Origin of the sequence: uncultured Methylobacterium sp. (assembly GCF_964242245.1) — a bacterium.
Lineage (GTDB): Bacteria > Pseudomonadota > Alphaproteobacteria > Rhizobiales > Beijerinckiaceae > Methylobacterium.
In genome coordinates this window covers 1-23,281 of the sequence record NZ_CAXTBY010000061.1, presented here as the reverse complement: position 1 = coordinate 23,281, position 23,281 = coordinate 1, and the positions used below count along the sequence as shown (strand labels likewise).

The window sequence follows — 23,281 nt, the reverse complement described above, 5'->3', positions numbered from 1 at the left end:
CCGTCGCGCCGTGGCCTGCGCTTCGCTAGAGCCGTGCCCGATCGCGTTGCAATCGAGCACGGCTCTCAGAGCCTGTTTGACTATGTGTGTCGGTGATAGTCTTTCATGAGACGGTGACAGTTGGCGATGTCGATGGCATCTTCTGCTGCGGCGGGGCTGTGTTCCAGGTTTCGCGTCAGGCGGCGGTAGCGCTTGGTCTGCGTGCCAAACGTCGCCTCGATGCGCCAGCGCAGCGGCAGCGGGGTGAAGCCCACGGCGTCGCGCTCGCGGGTCGTGACCTGGACGTCCAGGCCATGGCGCCCGGCCGCCTCGCCCATGCGCGCGCCGACGTAGATGCCATCGACCTTGATCCGCTCAAGCCGCCAGCCAGCCTGGGCCGCCCGGTCGAGCAACACGCCAGCCGCTTGCGTGTCGTGCACGTTGGCCGCCGTGACGAGGCTGGCGAGCACGAAGCCGAGCGAGCAGGTCAGCACGTGGCGCTTGATACCCCGGACCTTCTTGTTGCCATCCGTGCCGCGCGGCCCGGCCTGGGGCCCGCACGCCACGCTCTGCGAGTCGAGGATGCCCGTGGACGGTTCGGCTCGGCGCCCGCGCTTCTGCCGCACCGCCCGCGTCAGCAGGGCTGCCATCTCCGACCACAGCCCGTCCGCGCGGAAGCGGTCGTGCCACGTGCGCACCGTCGGGCGGGGGCCGAAGTCGGTCGGCAGATAGCGCCACGGGCAGCCCGTTTTCTCCAGATACAGGCAGGCGTTGACCATCTCGCGCAGGTCCGCCGTCAGAGGGTCGTAGCCCGACACCAGCGGCGCAATCAGCGCCCACTCCTCATCCGTCAGGTCGCTCGGGTAGCGCCGGCCATCGGCCTTGTAGGTCTCCCGATCTGAAGCCGTCCACATCGCCCGATCCTCCTCAGAGGGCTAACGCGCGAGGGCGGATCGAGGTCAAACAGCCTCTCAGTCTTTGTTTTAATGCGCTCTCTTCCGCCGAACTAGCGTCCACTTCGGCGGAGAGCGCTCCAGCAGGCTGCTGAAGAAGTTTCTGTTTGGCGCTGGTGGAGAGGTTTCTCGCCGTTTTGGGCTTGTCCGTCTGGTTTGGGCTTGTCCGTCCTGGCGCCGGCCGGGTCGTCCGGTGACGAGCTAGGCGGAAGCTCTCCCCTGCCTCAGGCTGCGATCTGAGCCAGCGGCTTCGGGAAGCGCACGAGGGTGTGCGTGAACACCGTCGGGTGCCAGACCGCGACGTCGATCTCCAACCCGACGAACCAGCGGACCAGCAGGTTACAGTCGATCGGCTCCATCAGCATCCGCTCGGAGCGCACCGAGAAGAACGCCTGCGGGAGCGTGGCTCGAAGCATCATCTCCGGCAGGATCGAGGGCCGACCCAGCCGCGCGTACAGGCCCTCGAAGCGCGCGCTCAGCCCGGCCAGAACCTCGTCGGCCAGGGCCCGGATCGGCTGCGGGGGATGATCGGCCGGCACCCGATCCTCCAGCCGCACGTCGCTGAACAGGTTGGCCGCCGCAGCCTCACGCCCGTGCATCGTTCAAACCCCGCCCACGCCTCCGGCAGGGTGAACCATCGCCAAAGCCAAGCCGCCACCGAATTCTTCAGCAGCCTGCTAAGGTCTATTATCGGCGCTGCGTGGCGATCCTGGCAGATACGGACGATGCCGATCGGGGCGCGCAGAGCGGTGGCCGGGCCGCTGCGGGTCGATGTGGCGGGCAACCTGTGCGCACGATGCCGCCGCCGGGGTTGCCCGCTTTCCTAGCGATGCACCCGGCCTCACCGTCCATTCGGCGCCGCCCCGGACGGCGGCGAGGTGCTCCTGGGCAAACCTGCGGGCCTGGTCGACGGTGAGCGGGCCGAAGACGCCCAGGCTCGGCTTGCGCCGCTCGCCGGTGGGCGTGCGGTCTTGCGGCATGATCGGCAACCTCGGAATCGCCAGCCGCAAGGCGTGGGGGTTCGATTTCCTCTACCACACCACGCCCGTCACGCCTCGGCCAGGAACCGCCTGATCCAGGCGCCGACGCGGGCACGATCGTCGGATGCGGCGAGCGAGGCCATCGCCGCACGCGCGAGATCCGGATCGTCCTTGCCCGCCCGATGTCCCTCGGTCAGCGCGCGGAAGAAGTCCGGTTCGAACTCCGGATGGCACTGGCAGGAGAGGGCGGCGCGGTCCGCGTAGGCCAGGACGCCGTTCGGGGTGAAGCGGCTTCCGGCCAGCACCCGGGCGCCGGGCGGGCGCTCGACCACCTGATCCTGGTGCGTCACGGGAACCACGATGCGCGCCACGTCGTCGGTGTAGGGCGCCCGCGCGACCACGTCGTAGGTGTGCAGGCCGAGGCCCCAGCCGACGTTCTCGACCCGGCCGCCGAAGGCCTCCGCCATGATCTGATGGCCGAAGCACAGGCCGACGCACTTCGTGTCAGTGGGAAGCGCCCGCAGGAAGCCGACGAGGGTTGCGATCCAGGGGAGGGAATCGTTCACGCCCGCGGCCGATCCGGTGATCGCGCAGGCCTCGAAGGCCTCCGCACGATCGGGCAGGTGCCCCGCGCGCGCGTCGAACACCGTGCAGGCGTGCTCGGACCCGAGCAGACGGGCGGTCATCGCGCCGTAGGTGGAGAAGCGGTCGCCGAGGCGTGCGGGCGGGCTGCCGGCTTCGAGGATCGCGATGCGCAATGGCTGGGTCCGGTCGACGGTGGGCAAGCGAGCCATCGCGCCGATGCCGACAATCCGCAACCCGCGATCGTCGCGGGAGGCGCGTCTCAGGCTATCCGTGCCCATGGTGCCGGCCGCCTCGTCCCGGGCGCGGATTTCGGGCGGATGTCCATGGCGTTGCCGCGCCAGACGGTGGCCCGGCGCAGCCAGGCGGCGGACCAGACGAGCGGGATCAGGGCGTCGCGCAGCAGGAAGGCGGCCAGGAGCCGGGGCGAGCGGTGCCACCCGGCCCGGACGGCCAAGCGGTACTCCGCAGCGTAGACGAGGCCGGCCATGGCGAGGAGGCCGGCCGTCGCGCGCGCGCTGCCCGCGTAGGCCCCGGCCAGGACGAACGGCAGCAGGGTGCCGCTGACGATCTCGGGGGCGAAGAACAGCGGGAACGTCACCCGGCGCAGGCGCGCCCAGCGGAGCTGCCGCGCCACCACCTCGGCCGGGCCGCGGCGCCCCAGCGGCTGCTCGAACGGCGCGGCCACGAGGTGCACGTGGCGCCCCGCCGCCCGGACGAGCTTGGTCGCGGCCGCGTCCTCCGCGATCTCGGCGGCGAGCGCCCGGATGCCGCCGCGCGCCTCCAGGAACGGCCGGTGCCAGAGCATGCTCTTGCCCTGCGCGAAGCCCAGACCGAGCGCCGCACCGGCATATTGCCAGCGGGCCTGGAGGGTGTTGAGGAAGGCGCATTCCACCTCGGCCCAGAGCCCGTCCGGCCGGGCGCCCACCGGCGTCGAGCAGACGAGGCCCGTGTCGGCGCGCCACGCCGCCTGCATCCGCTGGAGGTAGTCGGGCGGCATCAGCACGTTGGAATCGGCGATGACGATCCAGTCGTGCCGCGCCGCCTCCCAGCCGCGCACGCAGTTGTTGAGCTTCGGGTTGTCGCTGATGCGCTCGTCGCCGACGAGGATGCGCGCCGGGACATCGGGGTGCGCCGCCATCAGCCGGCGGACGAGGGGCACCACGGGATCGGCCCCGTCGGCCACGCAGAACACGATCTCGTAGGCCGGGTAATCGAGGCGGAACCCGCGCGCCAGCGTCTCCTCGCTGAACGTCTCCAGGCCGCAGACCGGCCGGACGAGGGAGACGGGGGCGCCCGCCGAGAAGGACGACGCCCCGGCCGGCCGGCCGATGCCGCGGCCGGCGAGGACCGCGCTCGCGAGGTTGACGAGGGTCAGGAGCGCGCAGAGCGCGAGGGCGATCGCTGGGCCGTCCAGGCTCGGCGTCACGGGGGGAGGCTCATGCGCGTCGCCTCTCGGGGCCCGGCAGGTTCCGCGGCGTGCGGCCGCGCCGGCCGCCTGCCCCTAACAGCGCCGGCATTTCAGCCGTATGACAGTGCGCAGGCGGCATCCTCGGCGGCGGAGGCGGGAGCATTGGGCGAAGGCGCGGTCGCGGTCCTGGGGGCCGGCATGGCGGGAGCCGCGGCGGCCCGGCGGCTCGTCGAGGCCGGCTTCGCGGTCCACGTCTTCGACAAGGGCCGCGGACCGGGCGGCCGCATGGCGAACCGTCGCACCGAGGCCGATCTCCGCTTCGATCACGGCGCGCAGTATTTTCGCGCCAGGGGCGACGCGTTTCGCGCCCGGTGCGACGCCTGGGTTGCGGCGGGGGTCGCGGCCCCGTGGGGCGCGGAGGCCCGCTTCGTCGGCGTCCCGACCATGACCGCACCGGTGCGCGACCTCCTCGACGGGGTTCCGGTCTCATCCGGCACGACGATCACCGGCGTCCGTCGCGTCGGCGCCCGCTGGACGGTGACGGACGCCGCCGGGACCACCGCCCCGGACTTCGACGCGGTCGCGGTGACGTTCCCGGCGCCGCAGGTGGCAGCGCTCCTGGATGCGAGCGGGCTCGTCCTGCCGGGCATCGAGCGGGCGACCTACGCGCCGTGCTGGTCGCTGATGCTGACCCTCGACGCCGATCCGGGTCTCCCGCACGATCTCCTCAAACCGGACGCGGGGCCGATCGCGCTCGTGGTGCGCGAGGCCTCGAAGCCGGGGCGCGCCGCCGGACACCGCCTCGTCGCCCACGCTGCCCCCGCGTGGTCGCGCGCGCATCTCGAGGACCCGCGCGAGGCGGTGCAGGCGGCGCTGCTCGCCGCCCTCGCGACGGTCCTCGGGCATCCGCTCCACCCCATCGACGCCACGGTCCATCGCTGGCGCTACGCCATGGTCGAGACCGCGCTCGGGCAGGACTGCGTGTACGACCCGGCCCAGCGCCTGGGTGCGGCCGGCGACTGGTGCCTCGGCCCGCGGATCGAGGCGGCCTTCGACAGCGGCCAGGCGCTGGCCCAGCGCATCGCCGCGGATCTGACGGGCGCGCGGTGACCCCGCCGACGGTGTTCCACCCGGCCTACGAGGCGAGCTTGCCGGCGGGCCACCGCTTCCCGATGCGCAAGTACGGGCGGCTCGCCGAGGTGCTGGCCGCGCGCGGGCTGGCGCCGCGGGGCTTCGTGACGCCGGAGCCGGCATCAGTCGAACTCCTGAGCCTCGCCCACGACCCGGCTTACGTCGAGGCCGTGCTCGCGCACGCGGTGCCGCGGGCGATCGAACGGGCGATCGGCCTGCCGGTGGACGCGAGCGTCGTGGCCCGCGCGCGGGCCTCGGTCGGCGGCACGCTGCTCGCCGCGCGGCTCGCGCTGGCCCACGGCCTTGCCGGAAGCGCGGCCGGCGGCAGCCATCACGCGCGGCGCGCGCAGGGCGCGGGCTTCTGCGTGTTCAACGACGTGGCCGTCGCTGCCCGTGCGCTTCAGGCCGAGGGCGCGATCGCCCGCGCCCTGGTCGTCGACCTCGACGTGCACCAGGGCGACGGCACGGCCGACTGCCTCGGATCGTCGCCGGACCTGTTCACCCTCTCGGTCCACTGCGAGAACAACTACCCCACCGCCAAGATCCCGGGCGACCTCGACGTCGGCCTGCCCGACGGCCTCGACGACGCCGCCTACCTCGCGGTGCTCGAAGCGCGCCTGCCGGCGCTGCTCGACGCACTCGCGCCGGACCTCGTGTTCTACAACGCGGGCGTCGATCCGCACCGCGACGACCGCCTCGGCCGGCTGTCGCTCACCGACGCGGGCCTCTACGCCCGGGACCGCTTCGTCGTGGGCCAGGCGCGCGCCCGCGGCATCCCCCTCGTGGCGGTGATCGGCGGCGGCTACAGTCACGACGTCGCGGCGCTCGCCGCCCGCCACGCCCTGGTCTTCCAGGCGCTGGCGGCGAGCGCGCCGGGCTAATCGCCGGGCAGCGCCCGCGCCTGCGCTTCCAGCGCATCGAACAGGCGGTTCAGGTCGGCGCCATCGAGGCGGTGGAAGTCGAGCGAGCGGCTCAGCATCAGGCCGAGGACCGCGAAGGTGAGGGCCGCGCCCTTCCCGGGACCGCCCTCGACCGCGGACATCGCCGTCAGGTGCTCGGCGAGGAAGCCGGAGAACGCCGCCACGGCCTCGGCGTTCTCGGCGGACGCGATGAGGAGCGCATCGGGGAATCCGCACTCCTCGGCATAGACCTGCCGGGCGTGGGCGATCAGCGCGAGCGGCAGCGCCGCGGGACCTTGCGGCCGCGCCGCCAGCATCTCGGCGATGCCGGCCCGCATCCGCGCGACCTTGCGCGCGGCCAGCGCCGTCACCAGCGCGTCCTTGGACGCGTAGTGGTGCAGCACTCCGCCCTTGCTCAGGCCCGCCTCAAGGGCGACCGCGTCGATGGTGAGCGTCCGGCTGCCGGAACGCCGCAACAGGGTTTCCGCCGCATCGAGGATCACCTCCGCCCGATCCCGGCGCCGGCTGCGCGGCTCCGCCATGTCCGATCCTCTCAGCAACCGTCTGGACGGTCGGTAATTTGAGGCTTATAGCAGCAACACGGTGGGTCGGACGAGGGCGCGGACGCGATGCCTGGATACTTAGCAGCCGGAATCTTCACGCGATCGTCCGTCGCCCTGGCCCTTGCGCTGATCGCCGTGGGATCGGCCCGCGCCGACGACGCAGCGCCGCGAGCCGAGACGCTGGTGCGCACGGTGCTCGCGTCGCGCAGCACGATCGCGGCCGACGTGGTGTTCACCGGCGACATCCAGGCGCAGGCGCAGACCAACGTCTCGTTCCGCACCGCCGGCAAGGTCGCGACGCGCCTGTTCGAGGTCGGCGACCACGTCGCGGCCGATCAGGTCCTGGCCCGGCTCGATCCGCGGGAGCAGCGGGCGAACCTCGCCAACGCGCAGGCCGCGCTCACCTCGGCCGAAGCCCTCTCGACCCAGGCCAAGCTCGCCTTCAAGCGCCAGGACTCGCTGATGGCGAGCGGCTACACCACGCGGCCCTCCTACGACAACGCCGAGCAGACGCTGCGCACCACCCAGGCCGCGGTGGAGTCGGCCAAGGCCGCGCTGGGGACCGCGCAGGAACAGCTCTCCTACACCGAGCTCAAGTCGGGCGTCGCCGGAATCGTGCTGAGCCGGTCGCTCGAAACGGGCCAAGTGGTGCAGTCGGGCCAGTCGGTCCTCACGCTGGCGCAGGACGGCGCGCGTGACGCCGTGTTCAACGTCTACGAGGCGCTGCTGGCCGCCCCGCCGGAATCCAGGACCGTCGATGTCACCCTCCAGGGCGACCCGCGGGTCGCGGCCGTGGGTTTCGTGCGCGAGATCGCGCCGAGCGTCGATCCCGCCTCCGGCACGGTGCGGGTCAAGGTCGGGTTGCAGGACGCGCCGGCCGCGATGACGCTCGGCGCTGTCGTGATCGGCCGCGGACGGTTCCGGCCGCACGTGGCGGTGGTGCTGCCCTGGTCGGCGCTCTATCGCTGGCAGAGCAGGCCCGCCGTGTGGGTGCGCGATCCCGGAAACGGCACGGTCGCGCCCCGCGCGGTGACGATCGACCGGTACGGCCCCGACAACATCGCGCTCAGCGCCGGCGTCGTGCCGGGCGAGGAGATCGTCGTCGCCGGCATCCAGTTCCTGCGCCCCGGCCAGACCGTGACGGTGGCCGAGCAGGTCGCGACGGGAGCGGCCAAGTGAGCGTTTCCGAAGGCTTGCCCGAAGGCTTGCCGCTCGCCGATTCAGCCATGCGCCATCGGCGCCGCGCGGCTGCGTCGATCGTGGTGACGGCCCTTGCGCTCGGCGCCTGCAAGCCGGCCGAGGAGGCGGCGGCTCCGCCCGTCCGCCCGGTGCTCTACGCGATCGCCAAGCCGGTCGAGTCGGTGCGGTTCGGGCCCTTCGCCGGCACCGTCGAGCCGCGCTACCAGTCGCAGCTCGGCTTCCAGATCGGCGGCCGGGTCGTGGCCCGGGACGTCACCGTCGGCGACCTCGTGCGGAAGGGCCAGCGGCTCGCCGCCCTCGACCCGGTGGTGCCGCGCTTCGCCCTGACCCGGGCCGAGGCCGACGTGGCGGACGCCCGCGCCCAGGCCGAGAACGCGGCCGCCACCGAGGCACGCACCCGCCGCCTGATGGAGGGGGGCAACGTCACCCAGGCCCAGCTCGACGGCACGGTGGCCAACCGCGACACCGCGCAGGCCCGCCTCGCCCAGGCGCAGTCGAGCCTGGACAAGGCCCGCGACCAGATCGGCTACACCGAGTTGGTCGCCGATTTCGACGGCGTCGTCACCCAGCGCAGCGCCGAGGTCGGTCAGGATCTCACCGCCGGCCAGACGGTGGTCACCGTCGCGCGGCCCGAGGTGCGGGAGGCCGTGGTCGACATCCCCGACGACCTCGTCGGCGCGATGCCGAAGGACGGCCGCTTCACCGTCGGGCTCCAGAGCACCCCCGAGATCGCCGCGACGGGCACCGTGCGCGAGGTCGCGCCGTTCGCCGATTCCAGCACCCGCACCCGGCGCATCCGGCTGTCGCTCGAGAACCCGCCCCCCGCCTTCCGCCTCGGCGCGACGATCACCGTGTCGCTGATGCGCAGGATCGCGCCGCACTTCATCCTGCCGGACACCGCGATCCTCAGCGCGGACGGGCACGACTCCGTCTGGATCGTCGGCGCGGCGGGCGATGCGGTCGCCCGCCGCCCGGTCGAGATCGCCGAGCGGCGGGGCGATTACGTCGGCCTGAGAAGCGGCCTTACGGCGGGCGACCGGGTGGTCGTCGCCGGCGTCCACTCGCTCGACGAGGGCCGGAAGATCCGCCTCGCCGACGCGCCGCTCGTCGTCCCCGGCACGCAGGGTCCCTGATCGTGATGCGCTTCAACGCTTCGGAATGGGCGCTCTCGCACCGCTCGTTCGTGTGGTTCCTGATGGCGATCTGCCTGATTGCCGGCACGCTGGCCTATCGCGGGCTGGGCCGCGAGGAGGACCCGCCGTTCGTCATCAAGACCATGGTGGTGCAGGCGACGTGGGCCGGCGCCACCATCGGCGACACCCTGGAGCAGGTCACCGACCGGATCGAGAAGGAGCTCCAGCAGGTCGCGACGCTCGACTACGTCCGCAGCTACACCACGCCGGGTCAGACCACCGTGTTCGTGCAGTTGCGCGACACGACCAAGCCCGCCGAGATCCAGCCGTCGTTCTACCAGGTGCGCAAGCGCCTCGGCGACATCCTGGGCACCTTTCCCCAGGGCATGGAGGGGCCGTTCTTCAACGACGAGTTCGGCGACGTCTACGGCAACGTCTACGCCTTCACCGCCGACGGCCTGAGCCACCGCCAGTTGCGCGACTACGTCGAGGGCGTGCGCACCGAGATCCTGAAGGTGCCCAACATCGGCAAGACGCTCCTGCTCGGGCCGCAGAAGGAGACGATCTTCCTCGACTTCTCGACCCGCAAGCTCGCGGGCTACGGCATCGACACCCAGTCGCTGATCAAGACGCTCCAGAGCCAGAACGCGATCTCGCCGTCCGGCGTCGTCCAGGCCGGGCCGGAGCGGGTCTCCGTGCGGGTAAGCGGGCCGTTCTCCTCCGAGACCTCGCTGGAGACCATCAACCTCCGGATCAACGACCGCTTCTTCCGCCTCTCGGACGTGGCCGAGATCAGCCGTGGCTACGAGGACCCGCCGGCCGCCCTGTTCCGGGTCGACGGGAAGCCCGCGATCGGGCTCGCCGTCGCCATGCGGCCGAACGCCAACCTGCTGCATTTCGGCGAGGACCTGAAGGCGCGCATGCGCCTGATCGAGGCCAAGCTCCCGATCGGCGTCGGCATCCAGCTCGTCTCGGACCAGCCGCGGATCGTCGAGGAGGCGGTGGGCGGCTTCACCCAGGCGCTGGTCGAGGCCGTCGTGATCGTGCTCGCCGTCAGCTTCATCAGCCTGGGCATCCGGGCCGGCTTCGTCGTCGCGATCGCGATCCCGCTGGTGCTCGCCATCGTGTTCGTGGTGATGCAGGTGATGGGCGTGACGCTCCAGCGCATCTCGCTCGGCGCGCTCATCATCGCGCTGGGGCTGCTCGTCGACGACGCGATGATCACCGTCGAGATGATGGTCGCCCGCCTCGAAGTCGGCGACACGCTCACGAAGGCGGCGACCTTCGCCTACACCTCGACCGCCTTCCCGATGCTGACCGGCACGCTGGTGACGGTGGCGGGCTTCCTGCCGATCGGCTTCAACGGCTCGTCGGCCGGCGAGTACACCTACTCCCTGTTCGTGGTGATCGCGGCGGCTCTCCTGATCTCCTGGGTGGTCGCGGTGCTGTTCGCGCCGCTGATCGGCGTGACGCTGCTGCCGAAGACGATGAAGCAGCACGGCCACGGACCCGGCCGCATGGGGCGCCTGTTCCTGCGCGTGCTCGTCGTGGCGATGCGCTTCCGCTGGGTCACCGTGGGGCTCTGCGTCGCGCTGCTCGGGCTCTCGGTCTACGGCATGACCCTGGTGCAGCAGCAGTTCTTCCCGGCGTCCGACCGGACCGAGATCCTCGTCGACTTCACGCTGCCGCAGAACGCCACCATCACCGAGACGCGGGCGCAGATGGACCGCTTCGAGGCGACGCTGAAGGGCGATCCGGACATCGCGCGCTGGTCGTCCTACGTCGGCCAGGGCGCGGTGCGCTTCTACCTGCCGCTCGACCAGCAGCTCGCCAACAGCTTCTTCGGACAGGTCGTGATCGTCACGACGTCGCTCGACGCGCGCGACCGGGTGTTTCCGCGGCTGGAGGCGCGGGCCAAGCGCGACTTCGTGGGCACCGACGTGTTCGTGAACCCGCTCTCGCTCGGTCCCCCGGTCGGGCGTCCGATCCAGTATCGGCTCAGCGGCCCGGACCTGCAGGCCGTGCGGGAGCAGGCGCTCGCGCTCGCCGGGATCGTGGCCAAGAACGCGCACGTCGGCGTGCCGACCTTCGACTGGAACGAGCCCGGCAAGGTGCTGCGCGTCCAGATCCTCCAGGACAAGGCGCGCCAGCTCGGCGTCACGAGCCAGGACATCGCCGGCATCCTCAACGGCGTGGTCGGCGGCGCCTCGATCACGCAGGTCCGCGATTCGATCTACCTCGTCAACGTGGTCGGGCGGGCGCAGGCGGTGGAGCGGACCTCCCTCGACACCCTTCAGAGCCTTCAGGTGACGCTCGCCAACGGCGCCGTCGTGCCGCTGCTGGCCTTCGCCAAGGTCGACTACGACCTGGAGCAGCCGATCGTCTGGCGCCGCGACCGGGTGGCGACGCTGACGGTGCGGGCGGCGATCACCGACGCGACGCAGCCGCCGACCATCGTGGCGGCCCTCGCGCCCGAGATCGATGCCTTCGCCAAGGCGCTGCCGGAGGGTTACGCGCTGGCCACCGGCGGCGCGGTCGAGGAAGCCGCCAAGGGCCAGGGCCCGATCGCCGCCGTGGTGCCGGTGATGCTGCTCACCATGGCGGTGTTCCTGATGATCCAGCTCCAGAGCGTGCAGAAGCTGTTCCTGGTGTTCAGCGTGGCGCCGCTCGGGCTGATCGGCGTGGTGGCCGCGCTCCTGCCGTCGGGCAAGCCGATGGGGTTCGTGGCGATCCTCGGCATCCTGGCGCTCATCGGCATCATCATCCGCAACGCGGTGATCCTGATCAGCCAGATCGAGGCGTGCGAGGCGGACGGCCTCGGGCCCTGGGACGCCGTCGTCGAGGCGACGCGCCACCGCATGCGGCCGATCCTGCTCACGGCGGCGGCGGCGAGCTTCGGCCTGATCCCGATCGCGCGGGAGGTGTTCTGGGGGCCGATGGCCTACGCGATGATCGGCGGCATCATCGCGGCGACCTTCCTGACGCTGCTGTTCCTGCCGGCGCTCTACGTCGGCTGGTACCGCATCCGCGAGCCCGCGCGGGAACCGCCCGCGCCGCGGCCCGACGCACGCGGCGAGCGCCCGGTCGGCCCGGCCGCGCCGCGGCCGGACGGCCGGGACTTCGGGAGCGGACCGGGCGAGGCGTCTCGCGGCAGGGTTGCCGCCGATGCCGAGGCCGGGTGAGCCTGGGCGTCCTCGGCGCACGGGTCGCCGCAGCGACCCCGCCCCGCCGAGCCCGCGCGTCACGGTGCTTCGGCGGCGCACAGGGCCGGTTCGAGGGCGCGCAGCGCCGGCCGGTAGGCGGACAGGTGAAGCCCGTCGCGCAGCGCGCCGGGCGTCGCGAAGCCGGTGGTGCCGTCGCGGATGTCGGCGAAGGGGTCGGCGAACCGGCAGCCGAGGCGCCGGCACAGGCCGCGCAGGCGCTCCGAGTAGTCGGCGACCGCCAGCGGATCGAGGCGGCCGTCGAGGGTGCGGCCGATCGGCGGGAGCGCCGTGACGACGAGGCGGTCCGTCGCCGACATCAGCCGCCCGATGATGCGCGTCGCGGCCGCCTCGAAGCGGCCGGCGGCGGCGGCCTCCCGCGGGCGGCCCTTCGCCAGGATGTCGTTGGTGCCGATGGTCAGCATCATTGCCCGTGGCCGGACCCGGAAGGCGAGCGTTTCGACGAGGTCGGCGTAGACCGTGGCGCTCGCGCCGCTGACGCCGCCGTTGACGAGTTCGAGCCCGCAGGGACGCTGCGCCGGGGGCTGCAATTCGGCCTGGGAGTCGCCCGCGAGGAAGACGTAGTCGGGCGGCGCCTCGTCGAGGTGCACCTGCACCGCGATCAGACGGTTCTGGGCGTAGAGCCGCGCGTTCAGGGACGGCGCGGCGAGCATGCGTCCGAGCAGGGCGCCGAGGCCGAGGAGCAGGCCGGCCACACCGGCAGCGATGAGGCCGGCGGCGAGCCGCCGCCTCACGCGCCCGCGGTCCCGGCCCGGTCGATCCGCGCCTCGGGCCGGGAATCGGTGGTGGCGTAGTACGGCTTGATGTCGAGGAGCGGCGTGCCGTCGAGGCAGTCGAGCCCGCGGACCGTCAGCACGGCACCGTCGCGGGCGAGAAGCTCGACCACGGAGAGCGCGATCGGGTTCGGGCGCGCCGGCGAGCGCAGGGAGAAGGTGCCGCGGCCGCCGTCGGCGTGGCGCGGGCGCTGGACGAGGAGGCCGCGCTCGGCCCGGTCCATCCAGTAGAGCAGGATCAGGTGGCTCGCGCCCTCGACGTCCTGGAGGGCTGCGGCGTAGAGTGGGTCGACCGTGACGGTGCAGACCGCGTCGGTCTGGAGTCCGTTCTTCGGGCAGTCCCCGCGCGCCGTCCACGGCGTGCGGACGCGGCCGATGAAGTGCAGCCCGGCATCGTACCCGTCGGGCAGGACCACCGCCTCTTCGCCGGGGCGGCGCCCGAAATCGTCGGCGGTCTCAGGGGCCACGAGGTTCTCTCCTGAAGCGGCGAGAGGGGGGCGGTTTGAAAATCCGACGGGCCCGACCCCGCCCCGGTGACGGGGCGCGTCGCGCGCCGCTCCACGTCAGCCGGAGCGCGGCGGCGTCAAGGCCCGGAATGATCCTGGATCGGTTCCGATACGATCATCAGCGCCGCGAGCGCCAGGACCGGAACGACGAGACACCAGAACGACCAGGCGGCGATCCCGAACGCGCCGGCCAAGGCTCCGATCGCGAACGCGAGCACGGCGGGCAGCATCCGCCGGAGACGCGCGCGCGTCCGATCGCCGTCGCCGCGCTCCCCTCTCAGAAGGTCGGTGACGTCCAGCACGGTCTGCGTGACGTTCACGGTCATGACGGTGGTGGCGGCAAGGTGCCCGAGGGCGAGCCGGCCGGTCGCGTTCTGAATCCCCATCGCGATCACGCCCAGCATGCCGACGCACACGGCCGGAGCGCTGTCCGGCGACGGGAAGGGCCCGAGCGCGAGGCCGAATGCCCCGAAGCAGGCCAGGACGAGGGCTTCAAGGCCGAGGAGCGCGCGAAGGACCCCGATCCGGCGGCGCTCCAGCGCCAGCGCGATCAGGCGCGTGGCGGCAACGGCCAGGACGAACGCCGGCAACGCGCAGAGCTTGGCGATCACGCCGTTCGACGTCGAGACGAGCTCGGCGCCGATGAGGACGAAGTTGCCCGTGACGTGGGCGGTGAACAGGCCGGCCAGGGCGACGAACGCCGCGGCGTCGACGAAGCCGGCGACGAAGGCGAGCCCGGTGACGGTCAGCCAGTCCCGATCGATCGCGCGGCGTCCCTCCCGGACCGATTGCGCGGCGCCGTGCACCTGCATGTCCCCACTCCGCCGAGCGTCATCGGCCCGACGGGGGATGCCGCGGTCGAGGATGTCGGCCAAGTCGCAGCCGACCGCAAGCCCGTTGCGGCTCGCACAGGGCAATCGGATGAACCCGATTGCCCTGTGTTCTTGGCTGGTCCTCAAGCGCCGGCGGCCGCATCCGCGGCCTTGGCTATCGCTCCGCTCGATGCTTTGCAGGACTTGGCGTCCTGCAAAGCCCGCTCCGCGGGGCGCTCTTCGCGCCCGGAATCATGACAATCGGGTTTCACCCGATTGCCCTGGCGGCTCGCATGAGCCGGGGCGCGGGTGTAGAGGCTGGCGGGCCGCGAGCCGGGGAGGGCGTCCGAGGTGATCGAGGACGAATTACGGCCGATGGAGGCGGTGTCCGACGTGGCGACCGCCGTGGACCGGCTCGCTGCCCTCCACGACGGCGCGACGCGGGCGCTGCGCGCGGCGCTGTTGCGGACCCTCGACGGCGGAACGCCGCCGGATGCCGCCGAACGGTTGCAGTTCCGCTATCCGGAACTCCGCGTCACCTACCGGTCCGACGGGCCGGTGCCGCGGATCAGCCGGGCGACCGCCAAGATGCAGGCGCCGGGCACCTATTCCACCACCGTCACGAACCCGGCCGACTTCCGCGCCTACCTCGTCGCCCAGCTCGAACCCCTGGTCGCCGATTACGGCGTCGGGCTCGAGGTGGGCCTGAGCGCGCAGGAGATCCCATACCCCTACGTCCTGGAGCCGGGCACCGACCTCGGCAGCGGTCGCGTGAGCCCGGCCGAACTCGCCGCGTGGTTCCCGGTGCCGCTGCTCTCGGTGGTCGGCGACGAGATCGCCGACGGGCTGTGGCGGCAGGAGGGCGACGCACCGCGCCCGCTCAGCCTCTTCGACGCGGTGCGGGTCGACTACTCGCTGCGCCGCCTCGTGCACTATACCGGCTGCGACTGGCGCGAGGTCCAGCCCTGGATCCTGCTCACCAACTATCACCGCTACGTCGACCAGTTCGTCCGCCACGGCCTGGAGCGGCTCGCCTCCGGCACGGAGGACTTTTCGAAGTTGGTCATGCCGGGCGGCATCACCGTGACGCGGGGCGAGGCGGCTTGCGCCGATCCCGCCGCGCTGATCGCCGCCTCGCCGTGGCACCGCTTCCAGATGCCGGCCTACCACCTCGTGGCGGAAGGGCCGGACGGAACCGCGCAGGGCACGACGCTCGTCAACATCGGCGTCGGTCCCTCGAACGCCAAGACGATCACCGATCACCTGGCCGTGCTGCGTCCGCATTGCTGGCTGATGGTCGGCCATTGCGGGGGCCTGCGCCAGTCGCAGACCATCGGCGACTACGTGCTGGCCCACGGCTACATGCGCCGCGACCGCATCCTCGACGAGCTGGTGCCGCCGGACGTGCCGGTGCCGGCGCTGGCCGAGGTGCAGCTCGCGCTCCAGGCGGCCGCGGCGCAGGTGACCGGAGAGAAGCCCGACGCCCTGAAGCGGCGCCTGCGCACCGGCACCGTCGTCACCTACGACGACCGCAACTGGGAATTGCGCTTCAGCCAGGAGCGCCGCCGGATCAATCTCAGCCGCGCCATCGGCGTCGACATGGAGAGCGGGACGGTTGCCGCGCAGGGCTACCGCCTGCGGGTGCCCTACGGCACGCTGCTGTGCGTCTCCGACAAGCCGCTGCACGGCGAGATCAAGCTGCCGGGCGCGGCCAACGCCTTCTACGAGCGGGCGGTGGCCGAGCACCTGCTGATCGGCTTGGCGGCGCTCGACATCCTGCGCGCCGACCGTGCCGGGCTGCATTCCCGCAAGCTCAGGAGCTTCGACGAGCCGCCGTTCCGGTGAGGCGCGCCTCAGCGCGTCCTGCCCTCGATCCAGCCGATGATCGCGTCGGCGACCTCGGCGTTGTTCGTCTCCAGCATCATCATGTGGCCGTTTCCGCGGATGCCATGCTCGGCCAGCGCCAGCCGGTCGGGCTTGGCGCCGGCCTGTTCGAGGAAGGCGCCGGTGCAGTCGTCCATCGTCGCGCGGAACGAGGCCTCGCCCGTCACGATCACGGCGGGCACGCGGGCCAGCCTCGGGAGCTTGCGCGCCGGCTCGGCCTGGAGCCAGCAGCGGATCTGGCCGGGCCGGAGCGGCGCCTCGGCCTGCACCACGGTGAGGTCGGTGGGCGTCGCCATCGGCGGGTCGAAGGTCAACGGCACGCGGGTGATGCCGTAGGGCCGCGCGCGGGCCTCGCCGACCCGCTCGTACCAGTCGGCGCCGCCCTTGAAGCGGATGTCGTAGAAGGTCGGCCCGTTCGGCTCGACGGCGACGTGCGCCTTGACGAGGTCGGGACGGCGATCGGACACCGCCCAGCCGAACACGCCGGCCTGCGAGTGCGTCAGCAGCACCGCGGGCCCGATCTTCTCCAACAGCGCGATCAGCGCCGGATCGACCAGTTCCTCACTCCTGAGCGCGCTGGCGATGAACGGCACCTGCGAGAAGTAGAACTGGTCGAAGGCCGCGTTGCCGCGCACGCCCGCGCCGCCCGGCCAGCGGGTGTGGAGCTTGGCCTGCGGGAACAGGTCGTGGTTCTCCTGGCCGGTGTAGAGGGTCTCCAGGTCGGCGGGCGCGAGCCGCGCGTAGGGGCCGTAGGCCTCCGGGTTGTCGCCCGAGCGCCCGCGCCCGACCTGATCGACGACGTAGACGGCAAAGCCACGTCCGACGAAGCGGTCGACCCATCCCGGCCGGCCGTCCGGCGTGCCGAGGAAGTTGACGCCGGTCTGGGCGGTGCCGTGCACCATGACCACGGGATAGGGCTGCGTGACCTGCACCGGCGCGTGGTACTGGACGAACATCTGCCCGACGGCGCCAGCCTTGCCCTGGACGGCCTCGTAGCCGCCGCCGACAAAGACGTAGCCCTCGCGCTGCGCCGGTTTGAAGACAGACGGGTGGTCCGGCGCGGGCTCGGCCATCGCGCTGGCGGCAAGGCCCAGCAAGGCGCAGGCGCCGCTCAGGACGGATCTGATCATCGTCAACTCCCTCGGACGTTCTTTCCGCGTCCGGCCCGAGGTTTAGCATCGGATCGGCACCGGGGGCACGGTCCGTAGGGCTTCGCGGGGACAGAAACGTTCCGGGATCTCCGCGTATCGGATGCCGCTGCCCTCAGATCCCGTGCCGCATGGCCAGCGGACGCCCGGCGGCCTCGTGCCGCCCGCGCAGGCGGAAGGCGAGGATCAGCATCATCACGCCGAAGGCCGCCGCGTAGGCCCCAAGCCACCCTGTCAGCACCAGGGCGGACATGCCCGGATCGGCCAGCAGCGCGATGCCGAACAGGATCGAGACCACCCCGCCGAGGCCGAGCCACCAGCGCCCGTAATGCAGGTGCAGCCGGAACGCCGCCGCGATCATCAGGCCGCCCGTGGCGAGCGCCCAGACCGCCACGAGGAGGACGAAGGCCCAGACGGCCGCGGCCGGCACGAGGAACGCCGCCGCGCCGACGAGCACGTCGGCCACGCCCTCGAACAGCAGGAACCCCCAGCGCGCGTGCGCCTGCGCCGCGCGCAGCGCGGCAGCGATCGCGAAGACGCCGTCGACCACCATGTAGGCTGCGAAGAACAGGACCAGCGACAGCACGAAGGCGCCCGGCGCCACGAAGGCGAGGGCGCCGAACAGGATCGCGAGGACCCCGCGCAGGGCGACGAGCCACCAGTTGCGCGCAAGCACCGTACTCATGGCGTCCAGGCGCGCAGGTCCGGGGAGCGGTGCGCCCGGCAGAGCGGCGTAGGGTTCGGGCATCGCATGCCTCACGCTGCGGCAGGGCCATCGCGCAGTCTGCCGCTGAACGTCGGATCGCCGCGTGCGTTCCGCGATGGGCATCGGCGCGCGGAACTTTGCGGACGGGTCGCCCTTAAACCGTCGAGGTGGGTCATCGAGACGTTCCGGCTCCATCGTCGGGGTGCCGGGACTTCCGCGAGCGGTTCAAATTCCGATGCTGGACGATCAGCGGCAGGCGATGGCCACGGACGCGAATTTCCGCGCGCCGGGACGCGGGCATGCGCCCGGGAAGGGCGACGTGGTCGATCGCGAACGCCCCGAGGATTCCCCCGGCGAGGGTGAAGCGTCGGAGAAGACCCGGGACAGGCCCGATGATCGGGAGTCCGGCAGCCAGAGGGCGGACGACGCGTCCAAGGACGACGCGGACGACGAGACGCGTCCGAGCGTGATCCGTCGGCATCCGTGGTGGTTCATCCTCGGTGGCATCGCGATCGTGCTGCTCGGGGTCGCAGGGTTCTTCTTCTGGCTGATTGACCTGCACCCTTACGAGTCCACCGACGACGCGTTCGTCGATGCCCGTCAGTTCTCGGTCGCGCCGAAGGTGTCGGGCTACGTGACCGCCGTGCCGGTGACCGACAACCAGCACGTCGAGATCGGCGCGACCCTGTTCCAGATCGACCGGCGCGATTATCAGGTGGCCCTGGAGCAGGCGCAGGCGCAGATCGCCTCGGCCAAGGCCTCGATCCGGAACGTCGACGCCCAGGTCGAGGCGCAGAAGGCGCAGATCGACGTGGCCAGGGCGCAGGTCACGCAGAACCAAGCGGCGCTGGACTTCGCCAAGGCCGATGCCGCTCGCTACAAGGACCTCGCGAGCCGCGGTGCCGGCACCGTGCAGCAGTCGCAATCCTCGACCTCGACGCTCGACCAGCGGCAGGCCGCGCTGACGAGTTCGAACGCCGGCGTCGTCGCGGCGCAGAAGCAGATCGGCTCGCTGGAGGCGCAGAGGGCGAGTGCGCAGGCGAGCCTCGCCAACGCGGAGGCGCAGGTCGCGCAGGCCCAGTTGAACCTCGGCTACACCACGATCACGGCGGCGCAGGCCGGACGGATCGTTCAGTTGACGGGCGCGGTGGGGCAGTACGGGCAGGCCGGCCAGTCGCTGGCGATGTTCGTGCCCGACGAGAAGTGGGTGATCGCCAACTACAAGGAGACGCAGATCACCGACATGCGACCGGACCAGCCGGTCCAGATCAGGTTCGACGCCTATCCGGACCGGAAGATCACTGGCAGGGTGGCGTCCGTGCAGCCGGGCTCCGGCACCGCCTTCAGCCTGCTGCCGGCGCAGAACGCCACCGGCAACTACGTGAAGGTGGTGCAGCGGGTGCCGGTGAAGATCGTGGTCGACGCGTGGCCGCAGGATGTCTCGATCGGTCCCGGCATGTCGATCGTGCCGACGGTGCGGGTGCGATGAGCGCGGGCGCCGCCGCGGCGGGCGGCGGCCGGTCCGGGGATCGATCGAAGGCGCCGGGAAAATCCGGCGGCCTGCCGCGGACCGCGGGCGGCCACAGTCCCTGGGCTGTGGCCATGGTGGTGGCGCTCGCCGCCTTCATGGAGGTTCTGGACACCACCATCGCCAACGTGGCGCTGCGCTACATCGCCGGCGGCCTCGCGGTCGGGCCGGACGAATCGTCCTGGGTCGTCACCACCTACCTCGTGGCGAACGCGATCACCCTCATCGCGTCGAGCTTCCTCGCCAAGCGCTACGGCCGCAAGCTGTTCTTCATGTGGAGCGTGGGGCTGTTCACCCTGTCCTCGCTTGCCTGCGGCTTTGCCTGGAGCCTCGAATCGCTGCTGTTCTTCCGCATCCTCCAGGGGCTCGGCGGCGGCGGCATGGCGCCGCTCGCGCAGTCGATCCTGGCCGATTCCTTCCCGCCGGAGAAGCGCGGACAGGCGTTTGCCGTCTACGGCATCGCCATCGTGTTCGCGCCCGCCATCGGCCCGACGCTCGGCGGCTGGCTGTCCGACAACCTGTCCTGGCACTGGTGCTTCCTGATCAACGGCCCCATCGGCGTCCTCTCGCTCGGCCTGATGTACTGGCTGCTGGAGGACCCGGACTCGGCCGTGAAGGAGCGCCGCCGCCTGAACAAGCTCGGCGTCCGCTTCGACGTGGTCGGCTTCCTGCTGGTGGCGACCTTCCTCGGCTCCCTCGAAGTCTGCCTCGACGAGGGTCAGCGCAAGGACTGGTTCGGCACGTCGACGCTGATGAACGTCGCCGGCGTCATGATGGTGGTGTCGTTCGTCGCGATGATCCCCTGGAACCTGACGCGGAAGAACCCGGCCGTCGATTTCTCCCTGTTCAAGCAGAGGCAGTTCGCCACCTGCTTCGGGATCATGCTGGCGACCGGCGCGATCCTGATCGCGACGACGCAGTTCATCCCGCAGATCGTGCAGGACAATTACGGGTACACGGCCACGCTCGCCGGCCTCGTGCTGGCGCCCGGCGGCTTCGTCACCGTGCTGGTCACGGCCTTCAACGGCCGCGTCCTCTCCCCGCGCGTTCAACCGAAGTGGCTGATCCTCGTCGGCTCCGCCATGATGGCGGCCGGCCTGTACAACCTGACGTGGCTCTACGGCGACTCGACGTTCTGGTTCTTCGGTTTGTCCCGCATCTACATCGGCATCGGCATCCCGCTGACCTTCCTGTCGGTCACCTCGGCCTCCTACGAGGGACTGAAGAAGGACCAGACCGACCAAGCCTCCGCGCTCATCAACGTCGCGCGCAACGTCGGCGGTTCGCTGGGCGTATCGCTGGCGCAGAACGTGTTGGCCTACCGCGGCCAGTTCCATCAGAGCCGCCTGGCCGAGAGCATCACGCCCACGAGCCCCGGCTACCAGGAGACGATGCGGCAGGCGATGCAGTACTTCACCCTCCACGGTACCCCAGGCGTCGATGCGCAGGGACAGGCGACCGCCTGGATCGGGCAGCAGCTCGCCTCGCAGACCACCTACTTCGCCTACATCGACGTGTTCTGGGCGCTCTGCCTCGTCTCCGCCTCGGCGGTGCCGCTCGCCCTGATCCTGAAGCCGGTCGAGCGCGGCGCGCCCGCGGGTTGAGAGGCCCGCACGAGACGCCCGACACACCGGCATGGCCCGACCGACTGCGGTTGAACGAGCGCTTCGTCAGGCGTTCCGAGACCGCGGGGTCACTCAGCCTCGGGAGGCAAGGCCTCCGTCACCTGAACCCGGGTGCCCGCGTCCCCCGCGGCGGTCGCGCCCCGCGCCTCGCCGGGAGGCGCGGCGACCGCGGCGACGCCCTCGTAGCGGGAGAGCCGCCTGTCGATCATGCCGTCGATCCGGGTGTGGACCTCGGCGACGGTGAGGTCGCGGCGTGCCCTGCCGTCCCTCTCGGTGAACAGGCCCCGGTTGGCGCGGGCGGCCGCGCGGAACTCCCGTCCGGCCACCTCGCCCGGCCGGTCGCTGCTCAGGGTTAGGAAGCGGCCGGCGTTCGCGGTGCCGAGGAAGTGCGCGAAGTAGAGTTCCGAGGTGGTGAGCGCCCGGCCGACGCGGGCCTCGATCCGGCCGCGGTCGCGCTTGATCAGCTCGGCCGCCATCAGGGCGGCGACGTAGGGGTCCTTGCGCAGACCGAGCACGCGCTCGCGCATGCCGCCGGCAACCGTGATCGCTCCGCCGCGGCCCTTCACCGCGGCAGCCTCCGCCTCCAGGCCGTAGCGGGGCCCGTAGTTGCGGATCAGCTCCAGCCACGTCGCGGTGATGAACTGGAACAGGCCCTCGGCCGACGAGGTCGAGGCCTTCGCCCCGGTGGAGAACCGCGATTCCTTGTCGGCGAGCGCCATCAGGTAGACCGGATCGACACCCGCCTCGGCGGCGGCCCTCAGGATCGTGTCGACGATGCGCCGCGGCACGTGCATGGCACCGAAGCGGATCGTCTCATCCGTGCCCGCGGCCGGCTGGGGCAGAGTTGCCAGATCGCCGGCGATCAGGGCGGCGGTCGCCGGCTCCTGCTCGACGACCGGGATGCCGCCCCACTGGGCCGGGTTCTCGGATTGGATGCCGCGCGTCAGCGCTGCGGCCGCGCGCGGACTCGCGTCGATGCGATCGTGGGCGGAGGCCGCCGGCGCGAAGGCCGTCTGCGGAAGGCTGAAGCCGGCGAGGAGCGCGGCGAGCAGGGTCGCGACGGCCCGGCGTCGGGCGAAGAGGCGGATGGTCTTGGCACCGTTCCGGCGCGTCCTGCGCTCGGTCCGCGGCAGCCACGCCACGGTCTGGTCCTCGGTCAAAGTCTCGTTGGGCACGAGACGGCTCACGTCGTCGGCGCAACGCGCCGACTCCGGGAAAACCCCCATGGCTGGTCCTTTTCGTGCCGCGGCGTTCCTGGGCCGGGCTTTGATCGAGCGGCGGGTGTGTCGCCGCCGGCCGTGACCAGAATGGGACGGCGGGGTGATCCAAGCGTGGCGCGCTTAAAGGAGCGTTAACGCCGTCTTTTCACGGATTTTTCATGGTCTGTTCGGTCGGCGTTCAGTCCCGGCCGCCCACAAAGATGTCTCAATCGGGCTTGGAACGATGCCCGGAAGAGCCAGTTAGCATGGGCCACGCGGGGCAGGCCCAATTCCGGCCCGACCGAAGTCCCCGCGTCAGAAGCGTTTAAGGATTGTCCCCTCCCATGAGCATCCAGACCGGTCGCCGCGTCGGCGTTGCCTTCGTCGGCATGGGTGGCGCCGTCGCCACCACCGCCATCGCCGGCATCGAGATGATCAAATCCGGATCGAACCGCCTCGACGGCCTGCCGCTCGCCGGCGTCTCCGTGGCCGGAATGGTCGACTACAAGGACCTCGTGTTCGCGGGCTGGGATCTCAACGGCGACGACCTCGCCGCAGCCGCCGCCGGCCACGGCGTGCTCACCGCGCAGGACATCGAGAACGGCGCCCAGGTGCTCAAGGGCATCCAGCCCTGGCCGGCGGTGGGCAGCGCCAGGTTCTGCAAGAACATCGACGGTGCCAACCGCATCGTCGCCTCCGATCACCGGGAGGCGGTGTCGATCATCGCCAACGACCTCAAGCGCTTCCGCCGGGAGAGCAACCTCGACGAGGTCGTGGTGGTCAACCTCGCCTCCACCGAGAGCTGGCCCGACCTGACCGCGCCGGTGCTGAACTCGACCGCCGCGTTCGAGAAGGGGCTCGACTCAAGCGACGAGCACATCTCGCCGGCGATGCTCTACGCCTACGCCGCGATCAAGAGCGGCATCCCGTACGCGAACTTCACGCCGAGCATCGCTGCCGACGTGCCGGCTCTCCTCGCCCTTGCCACCGAGATGAACGTGCCGGTGGCCGGCAAGGACGGCAAGACCGGCCAGACCATGATGAAGAC

General features: G+C 71.5%; 20 protein-coding genes. 9 read left to right on the top strand and 11 right to left on the bottom strand.

Annotated features, from left to right (window positions below; genetic code table 11):
* Nucleotides 1–80: 80 nt before the first annotated feature.
* The 4 genes from ACFE8Y_RS13530 to ACFE8Y_RS13515 all read right to left on the bottom strand — a co-directional run bounded on the left by ACFE8Y_RS13530 (nt 81) and on the right by ACFE8Y_RS13515 (nt 3,923).
* Complete coding sequence (locus tag ACFE8Y_RS13530; protein WP_375464906.1) at nt 81–893, bottom strand: IS5 family transposase; 813 nt, start codon at nt 891–893, stop codon at nt 81–83.
* Nucleotides 894–1,156: 263 nt separating this feature from the next.
* The gene (locus ACFE8Y_RS13525) at nt 1,157–1,531 is read right to left on the bottom strand and encodes a transposase (RefSeq protein ID WP_375464905.1); all 375 of its coding nucleotides are present in this window, start codon (nt 1,529–1,531) and stop codon (nt 1,157–1,159) included.
* Between the two features lie 449 nt (nt 1,532–1,980).
* Complete coding sequence (locus ACFE8Y_RS13520) at nt 1,981–2,697, bottom strand: type 1 glutamine amidotransferase (protein WP_375464904.1); 717 nt, start codon at nt 2,695–2,697, stop codon at nt 1,981–1,983.
* Nucleotides 2,698–2,756: 59 nt separating this feature from the next.
* On the bottom strand, nt 2,757–3,923 hold the full coding sequence (locus tag ACFE8Y_RS13515) for a ceramide glucosyltransferase (RefSeq protein WP_375464903.1): 1,167 nt from the start codon (nt 3,921–3,923) through the stop codon (nt 2,757–2,759).
* 144 nt (nt 3,924–4,067) lie between these two features.
* On the opposite strand from ACFE8Y_RS13515, the gene ACFE8Y_RS13510 reads away from it, so the two are divergent.
* Nucleotides 4,068–5,015, top strand: a complete 948-nt coding sequence (locus ACFE8Y_RS13510; RefSeq protein ID WP_375464902.1) for an NAD(P)/FAD-dependent oxidoreductase — start codon at nt 4,068–4,070, stop codon at nt 5,013–5,015.
* The gene (locus ACFE8Y_RS13505; protein WP_375464901.1) at nt 5,012–5,917 is read left to right on the top strand and encodes a histone deacetylase; all 906 of its coding nucleotides are present in this window, start codon (nt 5,012–5,014) and stop codon (nt 5,915–5,917) included. The genes ACFE8Y_RS13510 and ACFE8Y_RS13505 overlap by 4 nt, the downstream gene beginning before the upstream one ends.
* On the opposite strand, the gene ACFE8Y_RS13500 is transcribed toward ACFE8Y_RS13505, so the two are convergent.
* The gene (locus ACFE8Y_RS13500; protein WP_375464900.1) at nt 5,914–6,477 is read right to left on the bottom strand and encodes a TetR/AcrR family transcriptional regulator; all 564 of its coding nucleotides are present in this window, start codon (nt 6,475–6,477) and stop codon (nt 5,914–5,916) included. The genes ACFE8Y_RS13505 and ACFE8Y_RS13500 overlap by 4 nt on opposite strands.
* Nucleotides 6,478–6,564: 87 nt before the next feature.
* Between ACFE8Y_RS13500 and ACFE8Y_RS13495 the strand changes: the two genes are divergently transcribed.
* From ACFE8Y_RS13495 to ACFE8Y_RS13485, 3 genes are read left to right on the top strand one after another with little or no spacing between them, the layout of a single operon-like run.
* Nucleotides 6,565–7,677, top strand: coding sequence for an efflux RND transporter periplasmic adaptor subunit (locus ACFE8Y_RS13495; protein ID WP_375464899.1), 1,113 nt, complete (start codon nt 6,565–6,567; stop codon nt 7,675–7,677).
* Between the two features lie 47 nt (nt 7,678–7,724).
* Nucleotides 7,725–8,831 carry an efflux RND transporter periplasmic adaptor subunit gene (locus tag ACFE8Y_RS13490; protein ID WP_375464898.1) on the top strand — a complete coding sequence of 369 codons (1,107 nt, stop codon included), beginning with the start codon at nt 7,725–7,727 and terminating at the stop codon, nt 8,829–8,831.
* Between the two features lie 5 nt (nt 8,832–8,836).
* Nucleotides 8,837–12,013 (top strand): efflux RND transporter permease subunit, encoded by a 3,177-nt coding sequence (locus tag ACFE8Y_RS13485; RefSeq protein ID WP_375464897.1) that lies wholly within the window; start codon nt 8,837–8,839, stop codon nt 12,011–12,013.
* A gap of 59 nt (nt 12,014–12,072) precedes the next feature.
* Here ACFE8Y_RS13485 and ACFE8Y_RS13480 read toward each other — a convergent pair whose 3' ends face one another.
* From ACFE8Y_RS13480 to ACFE8Y_RS13470, 3 genes are all read right to left on the bottom strand, one after another.
* Complete coding sequence (locus ACFE8Y_RS13480; protein ID WP_375464896.1) at nt 12,073–12,786, bottom strand: SGNH/GDSL hydrolase family protein; 714 nt, start codon at nt 12,784–12,786, stop codon at nt 12,073–12,075.
* Entirely contained in the window at nt 12,783–13,292 is a 510-nt protein-coding gene (tsaA, locus tag ACFE8Y_RS13475) for a tRNA (N6-threonylcarbamoyladenosine(37)-N6)-methyltransferase TrmO (protein WP_375464895.1), read from the bottom strand. The genes ACFE8Y_RS13480 and tsaA overlap by 4 nt, the downstream gene beginning before the upstream one ends.
* A gap of 116 nt (nt 13,293–13,408) precedes the next feature.
* The gene (locus tag ACFE8Y_RS13470; protein ID WP_375464894.1) at nt 13,409–14,143 is read right to left on the bottom strand and encodes a YoaK family protein; all 735 of its coding nucleotides are present in this window, start codon (nt 14,141–14,143) and stop codon (nt 13,409–13,411) included.
* Between the two features lie 351 nt (nt 14,144–14,494).
* Here ACFE8Y_RS13470 and ACFE8Y_RS13465 point away from each other — a divergent pair, with 351 nt between their 5' ends.
* A complete protein-coding gene (locus ACFE8Y_RS13465) occupies nt 14,495–15,988 on the top strand; it encodes an AMP nucleosidase (protein ID WP_375464893.1) in 1,494 nt (497 codons plus the stop codon).
* A gap of 8 nt (nt 15,989–15,996) precedes the next feature.
* Here the strand turns inward: ACFE8Y_RS13465 and ACFE8Y_RS13460 are convergent, their stop codons facing one another.
* Together ACFE8Y_RS13460 and ACFE8Y_RS13455 are read right to left on the bottom strand one after the other, a co-directional pair.
* On the bottom strand, nt 15,997–17,157 hold the full coding sequence (locus tag ACFE8Y_RS13460) for an alpha/beta hydrolase (protein WP_375464892.1): 1,161 nt from the start codon (nt 17,155–17,157) through the stop codon (nt 15,997–15,999).
* A gap of 133 nt (nt 17,158–17,290) precedes the next feature.
* Nucleotides 17,291–17,923, bottom strand: a complete 633-nt coding sequence (locus tag ACFE8Y_RS13455) for an HdeD family acid-resistance protein (RefSeq protein WP_375464891.1) — start codon at nt 17,921–17,923, stop codon at nt 17,291–17,293.
* Between the two features lie 193 nt (nt 17,924–18,116).
* Between ACFE8Y_RS13455 and ACFE8Y_RS13450 the strand changes: the two genes are divergently transcribed.
* A complete protein-coding gene (locus ACFE8Y_RS13450) occupies nt 18,117–19,370 on the top strand; it encodes an HlyD family secretion protein (RefSeq protein WP_375464890.1) in 1,254 nt (417 codons plus the stop codon).
* Nucleotides 19,367–21,013 (top strand): DHA2 family efflux MFS transporter permease subunit, encoded by a 1,647-nt coding sequence (locus ACFE8Y_RS13445; RefSeq protein WP_375464889.1) that lies wholly within the window; start codon nt 19,367–19,369, stop codon nt 21,011–21,013. Before ACFE8Y_RS13450 ends, ACFE8Y_RS13445 begins: the two co-directional genes overlap by 4 nt.
* Nucleotides 21,014–21,102: 89 nt before the next feature.
* Here ACFE8Y_RS13445 and ACFE8Y_RS13440 read toward each other — a convergent pair whose 3' ends face one another.
* On the bottom strand, nt 21,103–22,260 hold the full coding sequence (locus ACFE8Y_RS13440; protein WP_375464888.1) for a transglycosylase SLT domain-containing protein: 1,158 nt from the start codon (nt 22,258–22,260) through the stop codon (nt 21,103–21,105).
* 317 nt (nt 22,261–22,577) lie between these two features.
* Between ACFE8Y_RS13440 and ACFE8Y_RS13435 the strand changes: the two genes are divergently transcribed.
* Nucleotides 22,578–23,281, top strand: a 704-nt coding sequence (locus ACFE8Y_RS13435; protein WP_375464887.1) for an inositol-3-phosphate synthase, incomplete at its 3' end; no start/stop codon positions are given.